The following is a 21,381-nucleotide window of genomic DNA, read 5'->3' on the forward strand; positions in this document are numbered from 1 at the left end:
CCACCAGTCAAATGGGAATTGAACCGATGTTTGTGCGTGCCGTCTGGCGCATCAAGCGCCTGGTCGACATCAAGCAGACGTTGCGGGAAATGGACGTTCCCTCGACGCGAGATGCCGACCTGCTGGGCCTGAGCGGCCCTGACTTCACCAAGATGACCCGGTCGCTGTTCGACCGCTAACCTGCACTTGCCACATTTCATAGCAAGGCCGCCGGATGGCCACCCGGCGGCCTTGTCTTTGCCGCGAGCCTTAACGGGTCATGAACCAAACCCGCCCCTACCCCCGCAAAGAATGCATAGCTCGTTTGACCAAAGACCCCCTGCTCATTCCCCCGACTCTGCCCTAAATATAGGCCTGTAACCAAAGGGGATTACCAAATGGACATTCGCAAGACTTTCAAGAAGTGGGCTGCATACCAGCAGACCGTCCGTGAACTCGGCGCTCTCGACAATCGTCAGCTCAACGATCTGGGCATTTCGCGCACTGACATCAATCGCATTGCACGCGACCATGCCGGCTCGCTCTAAGGTTTACTGCAACAACACTGTAGCTGCTGTAGATCGAACACCCGCTTCTCCCTGAGATGCGGGTGTTTTGATTCTATCCCTAGAACTCCAGGCGACCCACTAGTTCGCTGTAGTCCACCATCACCGCCGACCGAAATGCCCTCCGCTGCTGCAGCAGTGCATACCAATGTTCCACGCCCGGCATGCTCGGGCGCAGAACGGGCATGGTGAACCATCGATAGAGCGCCACGCCAGCCACGATGTCGGCATAGCTAAGTTCTTCTCCGCCAAGGTAGTTCTGCTTTAGAAGCACTCCCTCCAGAATGTGCAGGGCCGCCAGCGTGCCACGATGCGATCCGTCTATGGCCGCATGGTTGTGCTGTTCGGGCGGGGTGCGCACGAGTGCCCAGAAGAGGCCAAGCCAGGCAGGCTGAAAGGTCGTCGCCGTCCAATCGGTCCACTGATCGACGGCTGCCCGCTCGTTGACATCGCGTGGCCAGATGCTGCCTTCTCCATACGCCGCGGCGATATAGCGAACAATCGCATGACTTTCCCAGAGGGTCAGCTCACCATCTTGGAGCACTGGCACCAGGCCATTCGGATTGAGTGCTCTAAAGGCGGGATCCCCGAGCCCGCCGAAGCGACCACCGACCTCCCGGTGTTCGAAAGCCAGTTGGAGTTCCCGCAACGTCCAAACCGCCTTCTGCACATTAGCAGAACTGGAACGCCCCCATAAAACAAGCCCTTGGCTCATCTTGTCCATGTGCTCCGCCTCTGTGGTACATTCTTGCTCGAGCTTATCGAACTGGAGGAGCAACGGCAGGGATTTTATTCACATTGGCGCGGAGGGGCAACTCGCTGGAGTCCTCTCCCGTTTAGGCAGAGACCAATATGGAGAGAATCATGCGCGATCTATCAGGCAAGTCCATCGCTATCGTTGCAACCAACGGCTTCGAACAATCCGAGTTGGAGGTGCCCTTGAACAAGCTGCGGGAAGCCGGCGCCGAAGTGCACGTGATCTCGCTCGAGGCCGGGGAAATCAAAGGCTGGGACAAGACTGATTGGGGGAACACTGTTCCGGTTGACAAGACCGTCGATGCGGTGAGCGCTGACCTCTATGACGCAATCGTCCTGCCCGGTGGACAGATCAATCCCGACCTGCTTCGGGTCGAGCCCAAGGTGCTTGATTTGATCAAGGCGTTCTGGGAGCAGAAGAAGGTTGTGGCGGCAATTTGCCATGCGCCGTGGCTGCTGGTCGAAACGGGCATCGTGAAAGGCCGCAAGGTCACTTCCTATCCATCGGTGAAGACGGACGTCATCAATGCTGGCGGCCGTTGGGAGGACAGCCAGGTCGTTGCCGACCAGGGGCTTGTCACCAGCCGCAAGCCAGACGACCTCGATGCGTTCTGCGAAAAGATCGCCGAAGAAATCTGCGAAGGCTTGCACGAGCGCCGCGCGGCGTAACGCACCATTGCTTCGGCATGGCGGGCTTGCTATCTGCCCGCCATGTCCAAACAGATCATACATATCGTCGGCGGCGGCCTCGCCGGCTCGGAAGCCGCGTGGCAAGCCGCCGAAGCTGGCGTTCGGGTTGTGCTGCACGAAATGCGGCCGGTCCGCCCCACCGACGCCCACCACACCGATAGCCTTGCAGAACTCGTCTGCTCCAACAGCTTCCGCTCGGATGACCACGAGCAGAACGCCGTGGGCTTGCTGCATGAGGAGATGCGCCGCTGCGGCTCGCTGATCATGCGGGCGGCCGACCAGCACAAGCTGCCGGCGGGTGGCGCGCTGGCAGTGGACCGACACGGCTTTTCAGCGGCGGTTACCGAGGCGATCTCCAACCATCCAAACATCACCATCGCCCGCGAAGAAGTGGCTGGTTGGCCGCCGGAGGAGTGGGAGAATGTCATCATCGCATCGGGCCCGTTGACCTCCCCTGCCCTGGCCGATGCCATCCTTGCCAAGACCGGCGAAGACGCGCTGGCGTTCTTCGATGCAATCGCACCGATCGTCCACTATGACAGCATCAATCACGATATCGCCTGGAAGCAGTCGCGCTATGACAAGGCGGGCCCAGGCGGCACGGGAGCGGACTATCTCAACTGTCCCATGGACAAGGAGCAGTACGACCGTTTTGTCGACGCGCTGCTGTCCGCACCCCTGCATGAGTTTAAGGACTGGGAGAAGGTCCCCTACTTCGATGGCTGCCTGCCCATCGAAGTGATGGCCGAACGCGGCCGGGAGACTTTGCGGCACGGCCCCATGAAGCCGGTGGGCCTCACCAATCCGCGCAACCCCACAGTCAAGGCATATGCCATTGTGCAGCTCCGGCAGGATAACGCGCTGGGCACGCTATGGAACATGGTCGGCTTCCAGACCAAGATGCGCTATGGCGTCCAGACCGAGATCTTCCGCATGATCCCCGGGCTGGAAGAGGCGCAGTTCGCCCGGCTTGGCGGGTTGCACCGCAACACCTTCATCAACTCCCCCAAGGTGCTTGGGCCCGACCTGCGGCTCAAGGCAGATCCGCGCATTCGCTTTGCCGGGCAGGTCACCGGCGTCGAGGGCTATGTGGAGAGCGCTGCCGTAGGCCTCATCACCGGCCGCCTAGCGGCTGCCGATGCCAATGGTTCACCGCTGACAACGCCGCCGACAACGACGGCTCTGGGTGCGCTTGTGGCTCACATCACGGGTGGCCATATCGAGTCCGAGAGCTATAGCGGCGCTCGCAGCTTCCAACCGATGAACGTGAATTTCGGTCTTTTTCCGCCGGTCACCGTCACCCGTCCCGAAGGAGTCACGCGCTGGCGCGGCAATGACAAGGTCATGGCCAAACGGCGCGCGATCACCTCTCGAGCGCTGGACGATCTCGGCGCCTGGGCGAACTAGCGGCCTCGTCGCAACCCCCACCAGGAGAGCCGGGCGATCTTGCGCCAGTCCGGCTCATCTGGTGCGGCGGCGAAAACCGCGGCGTGGCTGCTTTTGAGGGCCGCCAGCTGCGGCCGCAGAATGGCGACCGGCGCAAACGCGGCGCGCAATTTGGCGGGAAGCACCCCAATTGCCGCATCAGCCTTGTCGAGATGCTCGCCAGCCATCTCGGTCAGCTGACCGACGGCTTCGACCACTCCCTCGCTCTCCTGGCCAGAAAAGAGCTCGCGCTCGCTGACCCCATTGGCCGCAAAAACCGACCAGGGCAGCATGATGCGGCCTTGCGAGGAGACATGGCCGAATGCCCGAAGGTGCCCGATTATCGCATGGGCCACGCCGAGGTGACCTGCCGCATCACCCGTCTCGACCGGTTCGCCGTCATTGAGGATCATGGCGGCGAGCTGATAAAGCGTCGAAGCCGTCTCGCCCGCATAGCCCTCGAAGGTGGCGACATCGGGCATCGGGTCGTCATAGAGATCGAAGCGCCGGGCTGCGATTAGGCGCAGCAGAGTGCCTGTTGGCAGCCGGTACTTCGTCACGGTGTCCAGCAGCGCTTCCGCCACGGGGTTCTGCCGGACCATGCCATGGCCTTCCCCATCGAGCGCATCGGCCCACCATTGCAGGCGGACCTCACCCGGAGCCGGATTGGTAACGCGCTCACGAACTGAGGCGACGTCGGCGTTGAAGGCGTAGAGAGCCGTCACCGCTTGGCGCTGCGGCCCGGTTAGCACCAGCGTGGCGAGATAGCGGTCCCGGTCGGCCGTGCGCAGAGCGTCCGCGGCGTGGCTGAAGCTGTCGGTATCCACTCAGCGGACCCTGTCGACCGCGATCAGAGCGGCGGCAACGGCACGTTCTTCAGCCATCAGGACATTGTAGGTGCGAACGGCACCTCCGGTGGCAATTGCTTCAACAATCACCTGGCGCTCACGAAAGGCTTCGCGCAGCTGCCGCGGAATGGCAGAGATGTCGTGCCCAAGCCCTATCAGCAGGACGTCGATATCGTCAGCAGCCGCCAACACGGGAGCGAGCGTTTCGAGCGTCACTTGGTCTGCTCGCTCGACGCCCCACGCTTGCATGCTACCCGGCACGCACAACAAGGACCCGCGGTGGGAAACACCGGCAAAGCGGAAGCCCCCATTCCCATAGGCATCGATCTGCGTCTGCTGCGGGTAGGAGCGAACTTCGCTTTCCGCCATGCACTAATCCTCTTAGACGGCGGCGCCGTCTGCCTGCTTGGCTTCAACGGCCTGCGGTTCTGCGCGTTCCTTGAGCCCCAGATAGACCAGGATCGGAGCCGCGATAAAGATCGAGGAGTAGGTGCCAACCAGCACGCCGAAGATCATCGACAGCACGAAGCTGCGGATCACTTCGCCGCCAAACACTGCAAGCGCCAGTAGGGCAAGCAATGTGGTTGGGCCCGTCAGGACTGTACGCGACAGTGTGGAGTTGATGGCACGGTTGAGCAGATCAACCAGCGGCACCTTGCGATACTTGCGCATGAACTCGCGCACGCGATCGTACACAACCACCGTGTCGTTAAGCGAATAGCCCACGATGGTCAGGATGGCCGCGATGCTGGAGGCGTTGAACTCGATACCCGTGAGCGCGAAGAAGCCGATTGTCAGTATAACGTCGTGCAGGGTCGAAACCACGGCGCCGACTGCAAACTGCCATTCGAACCGGAACCATAGATAGGCAAGGATCGCGAGCACGGCGACGGAGAGACCGATCGTGCTGGTCATGGCAAGTTCGCTAGAAACCGTGCCGCTTACCGCTTCGGTGCGGCGCACTTCGTAGTTCTCTGCGGTTAGAAGGTCTGTCACCCGGTCAACGGCAGCTTGCTGCGCCTCCGGGCCACCTTCCTGTAGTTCGATGCGGATCAGCAGGTCTTCTGGAGGGCCGAATCCCTGCACCTGCACGTCACCCAGATCGAGTGTCCCAAGCGCCTGCCGGATAACGCCAGGATCTGCTGGCCCATCCTGATGCTGCGCCTCTATCGAGGTGCCGCCCTTGAAGTCGATACCGAGATTAAGCCCATGAATGCCGAACCAAGCGAGCGAAGCAACTGAAAGGATCACAGAAGCCGTGATCGCAGCCTTGCGCCAGTTCATGAACGGGATCTTGGTGTCGTCAGGCACGAATTTGACCAGCTGAACCTTGAGCTGCTTGGGGCGCGCCGCGCCATACCAGCGCTCGATGATGAGCTTGGTAATGAAATAGGCACTGAACAGGGTCGTCATGATGCCGAGCGCCAGTGTCACCGCGAAGCCCTGCACGGGTCCGGAGCCCAGGAAGAACAGCACGATGGCGGCGATGAACGTAGTGACATTCGAGTCAAGGATGGCGCTCATCGCGTTGGAGAAGCCCGCCTCGATCGAGGCGATGATGGATCGTCCCGCCGCCCGCTCTTCTCGGATGCGCTCGAAGATCAGCACGTTGGCGTCAACCGCCATGCCCATTGTCAGCACGATACCCGCAATGCCCGGCAGCGTGAGAGTAGCGCCAAGCAGCGACAGAGCACCGATCACCATAAGTACGTTGATGATGAGCGCCACATTGGCGAAAACACCGAACACGCCATAGGCGATCAGCATAAAAATGACGGTGCTGATGCCGCCGATAATTCCCGCAATCAAGCCGCCCCGTACGCTGTCTGCGCCGAGGCTCGGGCCCACCGAGCGCTCCTCAACGATATCGAGGCTCGCCGGCAGGGCGCCGGCCCGGAGCAGCACGGCCAGGTCGTTGGCCGACGCCGTGGTGAAGCTGCCAGAGATCTGTCCACTGCCGCCGGTGATCGGCTGCTGAATGACTGGCGCGGTGATGACGAGATTGTCGAGCACAATCGCGAAGCGCTGACCCACATTGGCGGAGGTGATCTGTCCAAAGGTAATCGCGCCGCGGGTGTCGAAGCGGAAGCTCACCACCGGCATGCCACGTTGCTGATCATATGCGGGCTGGGCATCGACAAGGGACTCGCCACCCAAGGAGACGTCCTCATAGAGTAGCTCGGCGCCACCTTCCTGGGTGGGAACGATAATGGTACCGGCAGGCAGCCCCTGGGCCTCGGCCTGTGCGGCTGTCATGCCGGGATAGACCATGTGGAAGGTTAGGCGCGCCGTCTGCGAGATCAGATTCTTCAGACGATCTGAGTCGTCGAAACCGGGCACCTGCACGAGAACGCGCGTGTCGCCCTGGCGCTGGATCAGCGGTTCGGTGGTGCCCAACTCGTCGATACGGCTGCGAATAACTTCCACCGATTGCGCCACCAGGGCGCTCATGCGCTGGTTGATCCCCTCGCCAGTGAGAGCAATAGTGAGACGGCCGTCAGCCGCCTGACCAAACGCGAGTTCATCGACCCCGACGCCGGCGAACAATGCGTCGCTCAGGGTATTCTGCAAGCCCGCTAGCGCCGTCGCCGCCTGCTCGCGCTGCGATGGGTCGGTCAACTCAATGGTGATGGTGGCGGAAGCTTCATCGGTCGTGATAATGTTGCCAATACCGTTCTGGTTGGCCAGAACGTTGCGGGCATCGCGTCGAAGATCGCGCAATCGCTCGGTGATGATCGCTTCGCGATCCACCTCCAGAAGCAGGTGCGAGCCGCCCTGTAGGTCAAGGCCCAGCACCATTTGCTGCTTAGGCAACCAATCAGGCAGTCCGTTCACGAAGTCGCGGTCGAGAAAATTGGGGAGTGCAAAGAGCACGCCCATGAGGGCGACCAGAACAATGAGGACAGCGCGGATTGGCGAGGATTTCATCAAGAACGTCCTAGAAAGCAGAAACCGGAGCCCTTGGGCTCCGGCATTGGGAGTAGCCGGACTTTACGCCGGTTTGTTGTCGTTGACCGGCTCGGCCTTGCTACGCACATCTGCGACCATGCTACGCACCAGCTTGACCTTGACGCCCTGAGCGATTTCAACCTCAAGGTCCTCGCCGTCGACAGCCTTTGTCACCTTGCCCACGATGCCCCCAGTCGACACCACCGTGTCGCCACGACGGATGGCAGCCAACATGGCCTGCTGCGCCTTCAGGCGCTTCTGCTGCGGCCGAAAAATCAGAAACCAGAAGATGACCACCAGCAGAAGGATGGGCATGAGCTGGATAAAGATGTCGGCGATACCACCGGTGCCTGGGGCTCCGGCGGCCTGCGCAAAAGCGGGCGTTACGAACATAGGGCGTGCTCCATTTTCTCTTTTTACTTATGAAGGGGCCGCGCCAGGCACCAGCATCAACTGCGCTGCCACTGGACGCATCTGGGGCTTGTTGTACTTGCACCCCGGTCAAAATCGCGCGGACTATACCGTTGCACCCAAGCGATTGCAAAGCCATTCCAATGGCCACAAATTGCCGCGCCTACCACGAGGATCTTCCATAGTGCAGAGCACGAACTATCTGGCGGAAATTGCCGCAACTCTTGAGAAAATCGCCAAGTCACTGGAGACCATGGCACCAACCGCTGATGGCTCTGCAAGCGGCATCGGCGAGGTCGACGCCTACCATTGGGAGGGTAATAGCGCGGTCTTGATGCCCGTCCGTAAAGTAAGCCGCGTGCCACTTGAGATGCTCAAGGGAATCGACCAGGTGCAGGACATCCTGCTGCGGAACACCGAACAGTTCGCCCGGGGCCATGGTGCAAACAACGCTCTGCTCTGGGGCGCCCGTGGCATGGGCAAGAGTTCGCTGGTCAAAGCCATTCATGGAGACATCGCCGGGCGAGGGAACGATGGCTTCCAGCGACTCATCCTGATCGAGATTGCTCGCGAGGATCTGGAGACCCTCCCTGCCCTGATGCGGCGCATCGCTGGTGAGCCGGCTCGCTTTATCGTCTTTTGCGACGATCTGAGCTTTGACAGCGGCGAGACCAGCTATAAGTCCCTCAAGACCATTCTGGATGGCGGGTTGGAAGGCCGCCCCGACAATGTGCTGTTTTACGCAACTTCGAACCGCCGGCACCTGATGCCGCGCGACATGATCGAAAATGAGCGCTCAACCGCAATCAATCCGGGGGAAGCCGTGGAGGAGAAGGTCTCGCTGTCCGACCGGTTTGGCTTGTGGCTGGGCTTCCACAACTGCGACCAAGACACATTTCTCACGATGGTGCGCAGCTATGCCGAGCACTTTGGCTTGGGCTTGGATGAGCAGACCCTGCGAGCTCGCGCCATCGAGTGGGCAGCAACGCGCGGTGCACGATCCGGGCGCGTAGCCATCCAGCTGGTCCGTACTCTGGCCGGCGAAATGGGCAAGCCAGTTTGAGCTTGCGCAAATGAAAATCCCCGCCGTGGCGGGGATCTCGGTACTTCCGCAGCTCTCTAGCTGGCGAGAAGCGGCATCGGGTCGACTGGGGTGGCACCCTTGCGCAGTTCAAAGTGCAGCTGCGGCTTGGTGACCGAACCGGTCATACCAGCGGCACCAATTTTGTCGCCGCGGCTGACGGTGGCGCCCTTGGCAACGCTCATCGAGGACAGATGGGCGTAGGCCGAGACATAGCCATTGGGGTGGCGAATGAGGACGAGGTTGCCGTAGCCTTCCACGCCCGAACCGACATAGATCACGGTGCCATTCTCTGCGGCGGCAACCGCCGCGCCCTCTGACGCTTCAATGTTGATGCCGGTGCCTTTAGATGAGGCGAAATCGACCAGAACGCGGCCGCTGACTGGCCAGCGGAACTTGTCGTTGCCTGACATGGCAGGCTCTGCGGCCGGTGCGGTGGCGACTTGCGTCGGTGCAGGCTGCGGGGCGGCAGCCGGCTGAGCGGGAGCAGCCGGATTGGCGACGGGCGGCGTGCTGGCCTGCATGTTAGTTGGCACCGTCGCAGGAGCGGCCGGCTGGGCGGGCTGCGGCGCGGCCATTGGGATTGCGCTCGCAACTTGCGTGGGCGCCTTGGTGGCCAGAAGATCGGCCCGACCCGGAATCGTAATGGTCTGACCCACGACGATCTTGTCGGGCGAGGAAAGGCCGTTAGCCTGAACCAAGGCCTGCGTCGTCACATCGTATCGGCGAGCGATGGTGTAGAGTGACTCACCGCTGGCAATCGTATGGGTGAAAGTATTGCCGTTGGCCGGTGTCGGCGTTGTTGCTGCGGTGGCCATAGTAGGCACCGAGCTATTGGTGGGGAGGCTGCCGAGAACGGCAGGCGAAGGCATCGGCGCGGCCGAGGCGAGGGCGGGCTGGGGTTGCATGGCTGGCAGGGATCCCTGGGACGGTGAACTCAGTACTGGAAGGTCTTGGGACTGGACGGAGGGTGAGACCCCTGCCGTCGCCACCGGCTGTGCGAAGCCGGTATTGGCAGGTTGATTCCAAGCCGGCTGCACCGGCTGGCTGTTCCAGCTTGCACCACCGATGGGAGCGGGCGGCAGGAACTGGTTCTCGGCGACCATATTTTGTGGCGCACCCAGGCTAGAGGGCATGGGCTGATTGAAACTGGCGGGAGCGGACTGAGCCACCGAGCTAGTGGTGGTCGCATCACCGAAGGTTCGACTGCCGAGGCTTGAACACCCGGTCAGAGCGATGGCGGCGACCATCAGGCTTGCCATGGCAGTGGCGCCTTTGGGCGCGCTACGGAATAGGCGGATACGCATCAGCTCACTCGTTACGCAGGTACTCAACACAAGATCGAAACTACGCGAGTAAGGTAAAGACGAGTTTAAAGCCGATGCGAATTGCGCAAATTGCAGAGCGAGCGATTCAGGGCTGGGTAAGCCTAATGGAACGAGCATCATGAGTGATGCACCGCTGCATCACGGGGTAAGACGAGCCGCCAAGTCGCCAACGAGTGCCATGTGAGTTTGCTGCAGCAACATTGGGGTCACCGTGATGAAGCCGTCACGACGCATGGCCTCGAAATCGGCTGCCGGATCGAGCGGTAGCGGGGTTTCGGGAATGGCGATGAAGAATTTGCCATCATTGTCGCTCGCATAATAGCGAAAGGGCGAGCGGGAGAACCGCTGGTGCGGGACGACGGCAATGCCCTTAGTCGTCGCCGGGTCACAGAAGGGGAAATTGACGTTGTAGTATGTATCGGAACGCCGGTCGGCCGCGAGGATGGCCTTCACCGTTGCTACGCCGTGCGTCTCGGCGTTGGACCAGTTCACATCGCGCCCGTGCTCATAGTTGATGCCCTGGCTCATGGCGATGGCAACGGCGCCCTGCAGTGCACCCTCACGAGCGCCACCGGCGGTACCTGAGCAGTTGATGATATCGCCCAGGTTCTGCCCTGCATTTACACCCGAAAGCACGACATCGGCCGGCTTATCGCCCAGGATATGGGTCATGCCTGCAACAACGCAATCGGCTGGGGAGCCACCAACGACGGCAAAAGTTCGCTCTGCACGTTCCTCGAGCGCCAGCTCTCGACCGAGTGTGAATCTGTGCCCTGCCCCGCTCTGATTGCCGTCTGGTGCTACAATCCAAACGTCGTCCGAAATTGTACGGGCAATTTTGGCCATGATGGCGATGCCGGGCGCATCCACACCATCGTCATTGGTGATGAGGATGCGCAGGCTCATCAGCGGCCGCCTATTGACGTGAGACCACCCATATAGGGCTGTAGGACCTCCGGTATCAGAACCGTGCCGTCCTCCTGCTGGTAGTTTTCCATGACGGCGATGAGGCAGCGGCCGACCGCCGTTCCCGAGCCATTGAGGGTGTGAACATACCGGGGCGATTGCTTCTCGCCGGCCGGGCGATAGCGCGCTTCCATCCGCCGCGCTTGGAAATCACCGCAGACCGACACCGAGGAGATTTCGCGATAAGTGTCCTGGCCCGGCAGCCAGACTTCAAGATCATAGGTCTTGCGGGCGCCAAAGCCCATGTCGCCCGTGCACAGAGTCATGACCCGGTAATGAAGGCCCAGTTTCTGGAGCACCGCCTCTGCGCAGGCCAGCATGCGCTCATGCTCGTCGATCGAGGTCTCTGGCGTAGTGATGGAGACCATCTCAACCTTGTTGAACTGGTGCTGGCGCAGCATGCCACGCGTGTCACGACCGGCAGAGCCTGCCTCGGAGCGGAAGCACGGCGTTAGTGCTGCAAACCGCAAAGGAAGCTCTTCCTCGGACAAGATTGATTCCCGCACCAGATTGGTCAGTGGAACCTCGGCCGTTGGAATAAGCGCTAAACGGCTCTCCCCATGCGGCGTGAAGAAGAGGTCTTCCTCAAACTTGGGCAGCTGGTTAGTGCCAAAGAGAGGCTCGTCCCGAACCAGGATCGGCGGCTGGACCTCGGTGTACTCATGTTCGTTGGTGTGGAGATCCAGCATGAACTGGCCAAGAGCACGCTCGAGGCGCGCCACCTGCCCTTTGAGCACCACGAAGCGGCTACCCGAGAGTTTGGCTGCTGTCTCGAAATCCATCTGCCCAGCAGCCGCGCCAACTTCATAGTGCTCCTTGGGAGCAAAGGAGAAGCTGGGCGTGGCCGGGCGTTCCTTGGCTGCCGTTTCCGGCGATCCGTTGCGGCCGAAATACTCGACGTTGTCGCTCTCGTCGTCACCCTCGGGGACGTCATCTAGGGCGAGATTTGGAATCGCGGCTAGCGCGTTGCGAAGCTCGGCCTCAATCGCACGCTCTTCGGCCTCGCCCTCCGGGATGATCTCCTTGAGCCGCGACACCTCGGCCATCAGTTCGGCTGCCTTGGCTTCATCCTTTTGCGCCTTTGCCTGTCCGATTTGCTTGGACAAGGCATTGCGCTTTTCCTGCGCCTCGTTCAGGCGCTGGATGATTACCCGACGGCGATCATCGATTGCCAAGAGATCAGAGGCGCGAATCGATACGCCCTTGCGCTGTGACAGCGCGGCATCGAAAGCTTCGGCGTTGGCTCTGATCCACTTGATATCGAACATAAGCGCTACGGGACTGTGCCCGCCTCTTGGTTTGCCTGCCGAATGCACACGCCGAGACACGACCTCGTGGCTCGGCAGTTACACCATGAGGTCCAGCGGATACTGAGCGCTAAGACTGCCCGGCTGCCGCGGCAGCATCTGCGGCGGCCCGCTTCTTCTCGATGCGGCGCACGGAGAGAATTGCGAGTTCGTAGAGCAGGTAAATGGGCACGGCAAGGCCGATCTGGGAAATCGGATCTGGCGGGGTGATAAAAGCCGCAAAGGCAAGAATGCCCACAATGGCGTAGCGCCGGCCCTTCTTGAGCATGTCGACGTGCACGAGGTCGATCTGCGCTAGCAGGGTCAAGATCACCGGCAGTTGGAAGCTGACGCCGAAGGCCAGGATAAGCGTCATCGCAAGGCTGAGATACTCGGACACCTTGGTCAGCATCCTGATCTCTTCGGTCTGCATGCCAGCGAAAAAGCCGAGCGCCATGGGCAGGATGACGAAGTAGACCATCATCGCGCCCAGAATGAAGAAAAGGGGCGTTGCGATCAGATAGGGTATAAAGGCGCGGCGCTCATGCTTGTAGAGCCCAGGCGCCATGAACATGTAGATCTGGCTGGCAAGAAACGGAAAGCCGAGGAAAATGGCCCCGAAAAACGCTAGGTTGAGTTGCGTGAAAAAGAACTCCTGTGGAGCCGTGTAGATAAGCTCCAGGTCGCCCGGATTGTCGAATACCCGGCGGTACGGCACGAGTAGGAGATCGAAGATCTGGCCTGCAAAAATGAAGCAGCCGGCCATCAGAACGACAATCGCGATAGCCGAATAGATCAGACGCTTCCGCAACTCGACCAGATGCTCAAGAAGCGGCGCTTCACTACCCGCGAGTTCGTCCTCGGGCTCGGTGCTCTTGTCCTCGATCTGCTTCACGTCGGCCATAGATTAGCTCTCTCCACCGACGGCATCGCCCTGTCCGGCGCTGGGCTTCTTCTTGCGCGTACGGGCTTTTGGCTGCGGCCGGTCGAGGCTGTCAGCGGGCTCGGTCGAAAGACTTTGGGCCGCCCCACCCCGGGTCTTTGATGCGACGGTTGTTTTGCTGGCTGGAGCTTTCGCTGGCGCGGCCTTGCGTTGCCTCGGCGGCTTGGGTACCGGAGAGTCCGCAGGCTCACTCGGCAGTGCCTCGGTCGTCCCGTTGGCGGTGACCTTCTGCGCACTCTGCTCAGCTTCAGCCGAGGAGTCGGCGAGCGGCGTAAGCTCAGTCTTGATTAGCGGCCGCGTTGGTGCGGGCGCGGCTTTCACCGGGCCCACTTCGCTGCTGGTTGTCTGCTCAGTTATGCCAGCAGCGGCCTTGATCTCCTCGACGACGCTCTGACCGTCAGGATCGGCCGGCTTGAGCAAGCCGCTCGGCTTCGGACCTGTGGGCGTCATCGCATTGAAATCCCGTCGGATCTCGTCGCTCGTCTTCTTGAGCGGTGCGGCGATCGAATTGCGCAGATTGCGAACTTCGTCGAGACCAGTGGTCTTGTTCAACTCTCGCTGAAAATCATTGCCCATTCGCCGGACCTGGCCAGCGAACTTGCCTACCCGCTGCATAACGATGGGCAAGTCCTTTGGACCGATCACAATCAGCGCGATTACGCCGACGACCAGCATCTCTGTCCAGCCCAAGCCGAGCATAGTGATATTCCTTCAGTGCGCCGGCCGGCAACGCGGCTTAGACGACGTCTTTCTTCTCGGGCTCGTGAACCGCAGTGGTGTCAGCGGTCGTCGTTACGCGTTCAACGGGCTTGTCGTCGTCGCGCATGCCTTTCTGGAAGGCCTTAATCCCGGAAGCGACTTCGCCCATCATGCCGGAGATCTTGCCGCGTCCAAAGAGCAGGATTACGACGACGGCGACGACGAGAATGCCCCAAATACCTGGCGCGTGCATGTTGGTCTCCCTATAAATCTCAGAACGCGATACACGCGATAGATAGGTCAGAAATAGGTTTAATCGGCAGGAAACACAAGAACGTGTTCGCACGCTTCCGGCGAGTCACGGCAGTTCTCCCATGACAACTTATTGACCGTTTTCGTCTCCTCCAGCGTCATCAGCATTGAACGGGTCTTCGTCTTCGCGCAGTGCGCCATCGAAAGGCAGTGGGATCTGGAGGCCGGGAGGCAAGCGACCCGACAAAAGACCAGCCCCTTTGAGCTCTTCCAATCCGGGCAGATCCCCAAGGCTCTCCAGACCGAAATAGTCGAGAAAAGCATCTGTCGTGCCGTAGGTGACTGGCCGGCCAGGCGTGCGGCGCCGTCCTCGCATGCGGATCCACCCTGCCTCCATCAGCGTGTCCAGCGTTCCCTTGCCGGTGGCCACGCCTCGGACTTCTTCGATCTCGGCTCGAGTAGCCGGCTGGTGGTAAGCTATGATCGACAAGGTCTCGAGCGCAGCGCGCGGCAATGGTCGCGTCTCCTCGTCCTCGCGGCGGAGCAGGAAGGCGAGGTCTTCTGCCGTCCGAAACGCCCACTTTTCACCGCGCCGGACGAGAGTAACGCCACGCTCGGCGTAGCGCTGTCGTAGCGCCTCGATCAGAGCTGGAAAGTTGGCGCCTTCCCCGAGATAGGGCCGCAATTGCTCTATCCCGAGCGGCTCACGAGAGGCAAACAACAACGCTTCGAGGATGCGCAATTGCCGCTCTTGCACGCCGCACGGCTCAGTCACTGTGCATCCTTATGGCGACGGCGCATGAAGAGTGGGCCGAATGTCTCCTCCTGCCGCAAGTCGATTTGCCCTAACCGCACGAGTTCAAGGCTGGACGCGAAAGTGGAGGCGCGGGCGGTCACGCGTTCTGCCGGCTTGCTCAGATAGCTGAGGAGATAGGTGTCGAGCGGCACCCAATCGAAGCTGTCGCCGATGAGCCGCTGGAGAATGTCACGGGCGTCCTGCAAGGACCAGACCGTTCTGGTGGAGGGGGTGTACTCTGTCGCAACGGCCTTTTCGCGCTGCGTGCTGTAGGCCTTGAGAAGGTCGTAGAAGGACGCTTCCCAGCGGCTCTTGCGAACAATTTCCATCGGCTGGGACTCGCCCCTTGCATGAACCTGCATGCCCAGACGGGGCCGCGCCAGCAGTTGCGCCGACGCAGTTCGCATGGCTTCGAGGCGCTTCAAGCGAAACTGCAACAAGGCGGCCAGCATCTCGCCGGAGGGTTCTTCGTCGGAGGGCGCTTGCGGCACCATGAGGCGGCTTTTCAGATAGGCCAGCCAGGCCGCCATTACGAGGTAGTCGGCGGCAACCTCAATGCGCTTTTCACGAACCGTTTCGATGAACTTGAGATATTGCTCGGCTAGGGCGAGTACCGAAACTGCCGATAGGTCCACCTTCTGCCGCCGCGCCAGATCCAGCAGAAGATCGAGCGGTCCCTCATAGCCTCCCACATCGACGTGCAGGACTTGCTCGGTCGCTGCAGGCGCGGGGTCAAGCCAATCTGGCTGCGCGGGTGTCATAGCTGCGGGCGGGGTGTCTCAATCACCCGGGTATCCTTGGTCTCACCCGTGCTTAAGGTCAAGCATCACTCTGTTTGGGCTACATAGCGACGCAGTCGCCGCCTTGAGCTTTTACATTGTTGCACATCTCGGCGGCTTGCTGCATCGAGCTGGCCGGAACCCGAACGCGGTAGTAGATGCCGCGAGTGCCCAGGTCGGCTCGCTGGATTTCCATATTGGCGCCATTGAAGATGGGGCCAAACCGGGAGACCAGCTGGTTTGCCGTCGCGAGCGCGTCCTGTTCGGTACGCTGAGATGCCAGTTGCACATAGGCGGGGGCGGTATCGCCGGACGCCGGCTGCTGCGGTGCGACGCTAGCGGTGTCAGGAAGCGGGTCAATCACCGCGTTCACCGGGGACGTGGGCGCTGGCGGGGTGAAAGGGCTCGGCGTGGCTACTTGGGCCAGGTTTGTGGGCCGCGTTACTGGCACTGGTGCAGTTCGGCCAGCAATCGGATTGCCGCTAGGATCCACGGCAGGAACGATGGTGCCTGGCTCCACGGGCGCTACGGCGACGGCTTCTTCCGGCACAGGGGTCTCAGCAGTTAGCGCGTCAACCGGCGCCGTTTCGCCAGTCGAGGTGAGCGTGCCTGTGGCGGTTTCCGTGCTCGCCAGCAAGGCGGGGCTCGCCATCTGCGCACCAGGGACTTCCGGCACGTTAGGGCGGTCTACGGGTAGCATCGTGCTACCCGCGAGGCTCTCATCACCGCTCACAATGGTACCATCGGGACGAACGGTGACCGTGCGAACCTTGCGATTGGCCAAGCCTTCGGCACTCACGTCTGGTGTGGCGACCTGGGTGACTTCGTCCACATCGGCTTGATCACGGGAGACCAGTTGCTCGTCAGCGCTCGGCGGCACGCCTTCAATCTCGTTGAAGACGACCGACTGCGGCGTGGCGGCGGATGCAGTCTCGACAGCAGGCATTTCCTTGACGGGCGACGCATCGGCGGTCAGCAGGGGAACTGGACCGGCATCGCCGCCGGTTCCGAGGACCCAGTAAAGGCCGCCGCCGGCGACGACGAGGAGGGAAACTGCGACAAGCGGGCCAGCCACGGCGCGGCTAAACCCGAAGGAACGGGGCATGCGGGGGCGGCGAAGCCTGGGACCGCGCGGGGGAGCGGCGACGGGTTCTTCTGGCGCGTCTACCCAGCCGATCTCGGCACCAGTGGCCTCGGCGGCCGCCAGGATGGCTTCGTCTGCGCTGGTGACGCGCCGGTCTTCGGGTTGCGGCTCGCGCGGAAGGGTAGGCGTTGCGAGGCTCCGCAGCGCAGGACTTGCTACCGGTTTTGCAGCAGAAGTGGGAACGGACTGCACCTGGGGGGCGCCACCGTCTGGCTGCACTTCCGGCGATTTCGGTGGTGAATTGAGGTCGATCCGCACAGCGCTGCCGATTAGGCTCTCGATCTCGCTGATCGGGTCTACGTCTGCTTCGACCTGCGGGCGCTGCTGAGTGGGTGCAGGCGAATGCGTCGGAACTGCTTGGACCGGTGCCGGAGCAGCCGGTGCTTGGGCCACAACAGGAACGGCGACCGAGACGGTCGGTTCGACAGGTTGTGCCGAGGTCAACCCGAAGACTGGAGCGACGCGGAATTGGTCTAGTTCAGGACGCGAGGTCGGCTCTTGCCATGCAGAGGGCGCGGTCTCAACCGGCCGCGGCTGCGGCTGGCGAGCTTCTATGGGCATGGCCGGCGTTGGTGCACGAGGAGGAGCAGGCTGGGGCTGCGGTGACGGAGCCTCACTTATGGGCTCCGCCATTTCTGCGGCGATCAAGTCGGCGATGGAGTCGCGGGCTTGCTGCTGCGGCACTGAAGTCAGAGGCTCGCGCTGCGGCGATGGCTCCACCGGTGCGGCCGGCTTTGGCTGCGGAGCGGAAATGCCGAGATCGAAACGGAACGGCTCGGAGCCCCCACCCGTTCCAGGAGCGCTCTGGGGCCGCTGTGACGGAGCCGAGGGCTCGCCACCGGGGATACGAACCGGCGCCGGACGGGCTGGCGGCGGGGGAGCGGCCGGACGCTCGCTCTCAGCATCCTGGGCCATGAGCCTTGCAAGTTCGGCAATCAGGTCATCTGCGGGGTCGGGTTGTCCGGCCATCGGCTGCGGTTTCGCTGTCATCTAGCAGCGCCCTCTCAATTCCACGGCGCCCAAGCTGGGGCGTTTTGCCGCGAGTCAACATAGTATTGCGCCCGAATTATGAAAGCTCTTCGGGTGCTGACACGCCCAAGATCCCGAGGCCATTGACGAGAACCTGGCGCACGGCATCGACAAGGGCGAGTCGAGCCAAGGTCAGCTTTGGGTCTTCAGCATTAACAAACCGTAACGAAGGGTCTTCCTTGCCTTTCGCCCAGAAGCCATGGAACGCCGCTGCGAGCTCATGCAGGTAGAAGGCGATGCGGTGCGGCTCATGGGCGACGGCAGCCGCCGCCACGGTCCGCGGCCAAGCCGAAAGCACCCGCACAAGGTCTAGCTCCGCCTGGGTAGCGATCCGGTCGATCTCGGCGCGAGCGAGTGCAGCCTTCGAGGTGTCGAGGCCGGGAAGATCACGCGCCGCGACCTTGAAGACGGAATAGGCGCGGGCGTGAGCGTACTGGACGTAGAAGACAGGATTGTCCTTGGTCTGTTCCTTGACCAAGGCAAAGTCGAAGTCCATCGCCGCGTCATTACGCCGGAACAACAACATGAACCGGGTGGCGTCAGGACCGACTTCATCCACCAGATCAGCCAGGGTGATGAGATCGCCCGAGCGCTTGCTCATCTTGAACGGCTCGCCGTTCTTGAGCAGCCGGACGAGTTGGCAGATACGCACATCCATGTCGGCTTCGCCATGGGAGACGGCCTTGACGGCGGCCTGCAGGCGCTTGACGTAGCCGGAATGGTCTGCGCCGAGCACGTTGATCATGTGGTTGAAGCCGCGCAGATATTTGTTGCGGTGATAGGCGATGTCAGCCGCGAAATAGGTGTAAGCGCCGTCAGACTTGATCAGCGCCCGATCCGTGTCGTCGCCGTAATCGGTGGCCCGAAACAAGGTTTGCTCGCGGTCCTCCCACTCTTCGGGAGTCTTGCCCTTGGGCGCCTCCAGCCGGCCTTGATAGACCATGCCTTCCTCCCGCAGCCAGGCCAGCGTGGATTCGATATCCCCGCCCTGCCCGTGCAAGGTACGCTCGGAAAAGAACACGTCGTGGTGAATGTTGAGCTGAGCCAAATCGGCCTTGATCAGCTCCATCATTGCGGCCAGTGCAGCCTCACGCGCAATCAGCACCGCCTCTTCTTCGGGCAGGTCCAAGAGGCTACGGCCGTGCTCGGCCGCAAGGGCCTGGCCCGCCGGGATCAGATATTCACCGGGATAGAAGCCCGGTGGGATCTCGATCGTCTCGCCGAGCGCTTCGCGATAGCGCAACATGGCGGAGCGGCCCAGAATGATGGTCTGCCCGCCAGTGTCGTTGATGTAGTACTCGCGGGTGACATCATAGCCCGACCACGCCATCAGCGAGGCCAAGGTGTCGCCAAACACTGCACCGCGCGTGTGGCCGACATGCATGGGTCCGGTGGGATTGGCAGAGACATACTCCACGTTCACCCGCTGACCCTGGCCGAGCGTCGAGCGGCCGAAATCGTCGCCGAGTTCGGCAATGGAGCGCAACACCTGATGCCAGACAGGCGCAGACAGGCGGAAATTGATGAAGCCCGGTCCGGCAACCTCGACGCCGATCACATCGGCATCGGACTTGAACTGCTCGGCCAGTGCGCTGGCCACCTCGCGCGGATTTTTGCCGAGCGGCTTGGCAGTCACCATTGCGGCATTCGTCGACAAGTCGCCATGCGCGGGATCACGTGGGGGCTCAACAACGATACGCGCGAGCAGATCCGCGCTGATCTCGGGGTAAAGAGCCTGCATGGCAGTAGAAATGCGCGCGGCAAAAAGGGCGAAAACGTCCATGACTGACCTGAGAATTGAAGTGGCGCCGGGGTTAACGGAATTCCGGTCGAGCGTCAAACAACCGCGCATACTCGTCGAGGGCGTAGGGGTCGGTCATGCCGGCGATGAAATCGCCAATCACCTCCGCACGTGCAGCCTCCGATGGTGCTGCCGTCGCGGATGCGCCCCAGCGCCCCGGCATGTCCGAGGTGCGCAAATAGCGCGCGAAGAGATCGGAAACTACTCGCTCACTCTGATGCACCGGGGCCATGACGCTGGGGTGACGGTAAACACGCTCGAAGAGAAAGCGCTTGAGCCCTCGCTCGGCTCGTGCGGTATCTGCTGAAAACGCGACCAGGGTGCGCCCTGCTCTCCGCACTTCTTCGGGGCTTTCGACGCCGGCGCCCTCGAGGTTGTCCGAAGTGGTACGGATCACGTCTTCGATCGACCGCGTGATCAAACGCCGCTGAACTTCATGGGCCTGGCGCTTGGGCGCGATGGCGGGGTAGCGGGTGAGGACCTCCTGCACGATCGGGCCGACCAGCGGTACCTCGCGGAGGTCATCCAAGACAATCAGCCCTGCACGCAGGGCATCATCAATGTCGTGCGCGTTGTAAGCCACGTCATCGGCGATGGCAGCGATTTGCGCTTCCAGCGAGGCATGGGTCTCTGGTCGCAAGCCGGCAACGGCGGGGATTTGGTCAAGCGCTTCAACGGCGGCGCCGTCGCCGGTCAGGGGGCCGTTGTGCTTGAGGATGCCCTCCAGCGTTTCCCAGGTGAGATTGAGGCCGTCGTGCTCGGCGTAGCGGTTCTCCAGCCGAGTAACGATCCGGATGGCCTGCATGTTATGGTCAAACCCGCCAAAGGGGGACATGGCCGCATGCAGAGCCCGCTCACCGGCGTGTCCAAACGGGGTGTGGCCAAGGTCATGAGAAAGCGCCACCGCTTCGGCGAGGTCTTCGTTGAGCCGAAGGGCGCGCGCCATGGACCGCGCCATCTGGCTCACCTCCAACGTGTGGGTCAGCCGATTGCGGAAGTGGCGCCCCTCATGGTGGAGGAACACCTGCGTCTTGTGCTGTAGCCGCCGAAAGGCCGTGGAATGAATGATGCGGTCGCGGTCCCGCTGGAATTCGGAACGGGTGGGACTGGGTCCGGTGGAATAGAGCCGCCCCAGCGTTTCCTCGGGCCGGCTGGCATAGGGAGCGAGGTCGCTCGTCGGTGATGTCATAGGCCCTTCCATTAGTCGCCATTCGTTCCTATTTTAGCTGACCGTTATGTCATTACGGCTGGACTAAGATGACCGAAACCGCCCTCGCCTCTCCTGACGTCGTGCTGACCGATCGCGCTGCCAAGCGCGTTTCAAGAATTCTGTCGAAGGAACCTGCAGGTACGGTGCTTCGCGTATCGGTGGCAGGCGGCGGTTGCTCGGGGTTTCAGTACGAATACAATCTCGTACAGGAAACACCTGGTGAAGACGACATCGTGCTGCAAAAAGGCGATGCCGTCGTGCTGATCGATTCTATGAGCCTTGAGTTCATGGGAGGCGCGGAGATCGACTTCGTCGATGACTTGATCGGGCAATCTTTCCAGATCAGGAATCCGAACGCGGTCGCTTCATGCGGCTGCGGAACCAGCTTCGCCGTCTAAGCCATTTTGCATTGTTGAATCGGCTGCAACCCGGCACAAGGGAAG

22 protein-coding genes are annotated in these 21,381 nt (G+C 61.6%); 6 read left to right on the forward strand and 16 right to left on the reverse strand.

The genetic code is table 11. From position 1 onward, the window contains the following. The first annotated feature begins 26 nt into the window (after positions 1 to 26). Both QOV41_RS11735 and QOV41_RS11740 read left to right on the forward strand, forming a co-directional pair. Complete coding sequence (locus QOV41_RS11735; protein WP_284576779.1) at positions 27 to 179, forward strand: hypothetical protein; 153 nt, start codon at positions 27 to 29, stop codon at positions 177 to 179. A gap of 198 nt (positions 180 to 377) precedes the next feature. Beyond that, positions 378 to 527: a DUF1127 domain-containing protein gene (locus QOV41_RS11740; protein ID WP_284576781.1), complete on the forward strand. Its 150-nt coding sequence runs from the start codon at positions 378 to 380 to the stop codon at positions 525 to 527. A gap of 79 nt (positions 528 to 606) precedes the next feature. On the opposite strand, the gene QOV41_RS11745 is transcribed toward QOV41_RS11740, so the two are convergent. Further along, positions 607 to 1,269 carry a glutathione S-transferase family protein gene (locus QOV41_RS11745; RefSeq protein WP_284576782.1) on the reverse strand — a complete coding sequence of 221 codons (663 nt, stop codon included), beginning with the start codon at positions 1,267 to 1,269 and terminating at the stop codon, positions 607 to 609. A 140-nt stretch (positions 1,270 to 1,409) separates the two neighbouring features. On the opposite strand from QOV41_RS11745, the gene QOV41_RS11750 reads away from it, so the two are divergent. Together QOV41_RS11750 and trmFO are read left to right on the forward strand one after the other, a co-directional pair. Beyond that, entirely contained in the window at positions 1,410 to 1,970 is a 561-nt protein-coding gene (locus tag QOV41_RS11750) for a type 1 glutamine amidotransferase domain-containing protein (protein ID WP_284576783.1), read from the forward strand. A gap of 42 nt (positions 1,971 to 2,012) precedes the next feature. Further along, positions 2,013 to 3,398, forward strand: coding sequence for a methylenetetrahydrofolate--tRNA-(uracil(54)-C(5))-methyltransferase (FADH(2)-oxidizing) TrmFO (gene trmFO, locus QOV41_RS11755; protein ID WP_284576784.1), 1,386 nt, complete (start codon positions 2,013 to 2,015; stop codon positions 3,396 to 3,398). Here trmFO and QOV41_RS11760 read toward each other — a convergent pair. The 4 genes from QOV41_RS11760 to yajC form a co-directional block, all read right to left on the reverse strand. Next, on the reverse strand, positions 3,395 to 4,243 hold the full coding sequence (locus QOV41_RS11760; RefSeq protein WP_284576786.1) for a phytoene/squalene synthase family protein: 849 nt from the start codon (positions 4,241 to 4,243) through the stop codon (positions 3,395 to 3,397). The genes trmFO and QOV41_RS11760 overlap by 4 nt on opposite strands. After that, positions 4,244 to 4,633, reverse strand: a complete 390-nt coding sequence (locus QOV41_RS11765) for an Mth938-like domain-containing protein (RefSeq protein WP_284576788.1) — start codon at positions 4,631 to 4,633, stop codon at positions 4,244 to 4,246. Positions 4,634 to 4,645: 12 nt separating this feature from the next. After that, on the reverse strand, positions 4,646 to 7,192 hold the full coding sequence (gene secD, locus QOV41_RS11770) for a protein translocase subunit SecD (protein ID WP_284576790.1): 2,547 nt from the start codon (positions 7,190 to 7,192) through the stop codon (positions 4,646 to 4,648). Between the two features lie 63 nt (positions 7,193 to 7,255). Further along, on the reverse strand, positions 7,256 to 7,606 hold the full coding sequence (yajC, locus tag QOV41_RS11775; protein ID WP_284576792.1) for a preprotein translocase subunit YajC: 351 nt from the start codon (positions 7,604 to 7,606) through the stop codon (positions 7,256 to 7,258). A 199-nt stretch (positions 7,607 to 7,805) separates the two neighbouring features. Here yajC and QOV41_RS11780 point away from each other — a divergent pair, with 199 nt between their 5' ends. After that, positions 7,806 to 8,687 (forward strand): ATP-binding protein, encoded by an 882-nt coding sequence (locus QOV41_RS11780; protein WP_415926774.1) that lies wholly within the window; start codon positions 7,806 to 7,808, stop codon positions 8,685 to 8,687. 56 nt (positions 8,688 to 8,743) lie between these two features. On the opposite strand, the gene QOV41_RS11785 is transcribed toward QOV41_RS11780, so the two are convergent. The 11 genes from QOV41_RS11785 to QOV41_RS11835 all read right to left on the reverse strand — a co-directional run bounded on the left by QOV41_RS11785 (position 8,744) and on the right by QOV41_RS11835 (position 20,917). Continuing rightward, complete coding sequence (locus QOV41_RS11785) at positions 8,744 to 10,012, reverse strand: peptidoglycan DD-metalloendopeptidase family protein (protein WP_284576795.1); 1,269 nt, start codon at positions 10,010 to 10,012, stop codon at positions 8,744 to 8,746. A gap of 159 nt (positions 10,013 to 10,171) precedes the next feature. Then, on the reverse strand, positions 10,172 to 10,939 hold the full coding sequence (surE, locus tag QOV41_RS11790; RefSeq protein ID WP_284576797.1) for a 5'/3'-nucleotidase SurE: 768 nt from the start codon (positions 10,937 to 10,939) through the stop codon (positions 10,172 to 10,174). After that, on the reverse strand, positions 10,939 to 12,267 hold the full coding sequence (serS, locus tag QOV41_RS11795; protein ID WP_284576798.1) for a serine--tRNA ligase: 1,329 nt from the start codon (positions 12,265 to 12,267) through the stop codon (positions 10,939 to 10,941). Before serS ends, surE begins: the two co-directional genes overlap by 1 nt. Positions 12,268 to 12,376: 109 nt before the next feature. After that, complete coding sequence (tatC, locus tag QOV41_RS11800) at positions 12,377 to 13,189, reverse strand: twin-arginine translocase subunit TatC (protein ID WP_284576800.1); 813 nt, start codon at positions 13,187 to 13,189, stop codon at positions 12,377 to 12,379. A 3-nt stretch (positions 13,190 to 13,192) separates the two neighbouring features. Next, entirely contained in the window at positions 13,193 to 13,927 is a 735-nt protein-coding gene (tatB, locus tag QOV41_RS11805) for a Sec-independent protein translocase protein TatB (protein WP_284576802.1), read from the reverse strand. Between the two features lie 37 nt (positions 13,928 to 13,964). Beyond that, complete coding sequence (gene tatA / locus QOV41_RS11810; protein WP_284576803.1) at positions 13,965 to 14,180, reverse strand: twin-arginine translocase TatA/TatE family subunit; 216 nt, start codon at positions 14,178 to 14,180, stop codon at positions 13,965 to 13,967. Between the two features lie 129 nt (positions 14,181 to 14,309). Then, the gene (gene scpB, locus QOV41_RS11815; RefSeq protein WP_284576805.1) at positions 14,310 to 14,954 is read right to left on the reverse strand and encodes an SMC-Scp complex subunit ScpB; all 645 of its coding nucleotides are present in this window, start codon (positions 14,952 to 14,954) and stop codon (positions 14,310 to 14,312) included. Continuing rightward, the gene (locus tag QOV41_RS11820; RefSeq protein ID WP_284576807.1) at positions 14,951 to 15,736 is read right to left on the reverse strand and encodes a segregation and condensation protein A; all 786 of its coding nucleotides are present in this window, start codon (positions 15,734 to 15,736) and stop codon (positions 14,951 to 14,953) included. The genes scpB and QOV41_RS11820 overlap by 4 nt, the downstream gene beginning before the upstream one ends. A 79-nt stretch (positions 15,737 to 15,815) precedes the next feature. Beyond that, positions 15,816 to 17,888, reverse strand: a complete 2,073-nt coding sequence (locus tag QOV41_RS11825; protein ID WP_284576809.1) for an SPOR domain-containing protein — start codon at positions 17,886 to 17,888, stop codon at positions 15,816 to 15,818. A 76-nt stretch (positions 17,889 to 17,964) separates the two neighbouring features. Continuing rightward, entirely contained in the window at positions 17,965 to 19,710 is a 1,746-nt protein-coding gene (gene argS / locus QOV41_RS11830) for an arginine--tRNA ligase (protein ID WP_284576811.1), read from the reverse strand. A 31-nt stretch (positions 19,711 to 19,741) separates the two neighbouring features. Continuing rightward, on the reverse strand, positions 19,742 to 20,917 hold the full coding sequence (locus QOV41_RS11835; RefSeq protein WP_284576812.1) for a deoxyguanosinetriphosphate triphosphohydrolase: 1,176 nt from the start codon (positions 20,915 to 20,917) through the stop codon (positions 19,742 to 19,744). Between the two features lie 68 nt (positions 20,918 to 20,985). On the opposite strand from QOV41_RS11835, the gene QOV41_RS11840 reads away from it, so the two are divergent. Continuing rightward, complete coding sequence (locus QOV41_RS11840; protein WP_284576813.1) at positions 20,986 to 21,336, forward strand: HesB/IscA family protein; 351 nt, start codon at positions 20,986 to 20,988, stop codon at positions 21,334 to 21,336. Positions 21,337 to 21,381: the final 45 nt, after the last annotated feature.

Source organism: Devosia sp. RR2S18, assembly GCF_030177755.1.
Taxonomy (GTDB): Bacteria; Pseudomonadota; Alphaproteobacteria; order Rhizobiales; family Devosiaceae; genus Devosia; species Devosia rhizosphaerae.

Coding starts and splice junctions, on each gene's coding strand:
- QOV41_RS11735 (WP_284576779.1), top strand. CDS start 27: ATGTTTGTGCGTGCCGTCTGGCGCATCAAGCGCCTGGTCGACATCAAG.
- QOV41_RS11740 (WP_284576781.1), top strand. CDS start 378: ATGGACATTCGCAAGACTTTCAAGAAGTGGGCTGCATACCAGCAGACC.
- QOV41_RS11745 (WP_284576782.1), bottom strand. CDS start 1,269: ATGGACAAGATGAGCCAAGGGCTTGTTTTATGGGGGCGTTCCAGTTCT.
- QOV41_RS11750 (WP_284576783.1), top strand. CDS start 1,410: ATGCGCGATCTATCAGGCAAGTCCATCGCTATCGTTGCAACCAACGGC.
- trmFO (WP_284576784.1), top strand. CDS start 2,013: ATGTCCAAACAGATCATACATATCGTCGGCGGCGGCCTCGCCGGCTCG.
- QOV41_RS11765 (WP_284576788.1), bottom strand. CDS start 4,633: ATGGCGGAAAGCGAAGTTCGCTCCTACCCGCAGCAGACGCAGATCGAT.
- secD (WP_284576790.1), bottom strand. CDS start 7,192: ATGAAATCCTCGCCAATCCGCGCTGTCCTCATTGTTCTGGTCGCCCTC.
- yajC (WP_284576792.1), bottom strand. CDS start 7,606: ATGTTCGTAACGCCCGCTTTTGCGCAGGCCGCCGGAGCCCCAGGCACC.
- QOV41_RS11785 (WP_284576795.1), bottom strand. CDS start 10,012: ATGCGTATCCGCCTATTCCGTAGCGCGCCCAAAGGCGCCACTGCCATG.
- surE (WP_284576797.1), bottom strand. CDS start 10,939: ATGAGCCTGCGCATCCTCATCACCAATGACGATGGTGTGGATGCGCCC.
- serS (WP_284576798.1), bottom strand. CDS start 12,267: ATGTTCGATATCAAGTGGATCAGAGCCAACGCCGAAGCTTTCGATGCC.
- tatC (WP_284576800.1), bottom strand. CDS start 13,189: ATGGCCGACGTGAAGCAGATCGAGGACAAGAGCACCGAGCCCGAGGAC.
- tatB (WP_284576802.1), bottom strand. CDS start 13,927: ATGCTCGGCTTGGGCTGGACAGAGATGCTGGTCGTCGGCGTAATCGCG.
- tatA (WP_284576803.1), bottom strand. CDS start 14,180: ATGCACGCGCCAGGTATTTGGGGCATTCTCGTCGTCGCCGTCGTCGTA.
- QOV41_RS11820 (WP_284576807.1), bottom strand. CDS start 15,736: ATGACACCCGCGCAGCCAGATTGGCTTGACCCCGCGCCTGCAGCGACC.
- QOV41_RS11825 (WP_284576809.1), bottom strand. CDS start 17,888: ATGACAGCGAAACCGCAGCCGATGGCCGGACAACCCGACCCCGCAGAT.
- argS (WP_284576811.1), bottom strand. CDS start 19,710: ATGGACGTTTTCGCCCTTTTTGCCGCGCGCATTTCTACTGCCATGCAG.
- QOV41_RS11835 (WP_284576812.1), bottom strand. CDS start 20,917: ATGACATCACCGACGAGCGACCTCGCTCCCTATGCCAGCCGGCCCGAG.
- QOV41_RS11840 (WP_284576813.1), top strand. CDS start 20,986: ATGACCGAAACCGCCCTCGCCTCTCCTGACGTCGTGCTGACCGATCGC.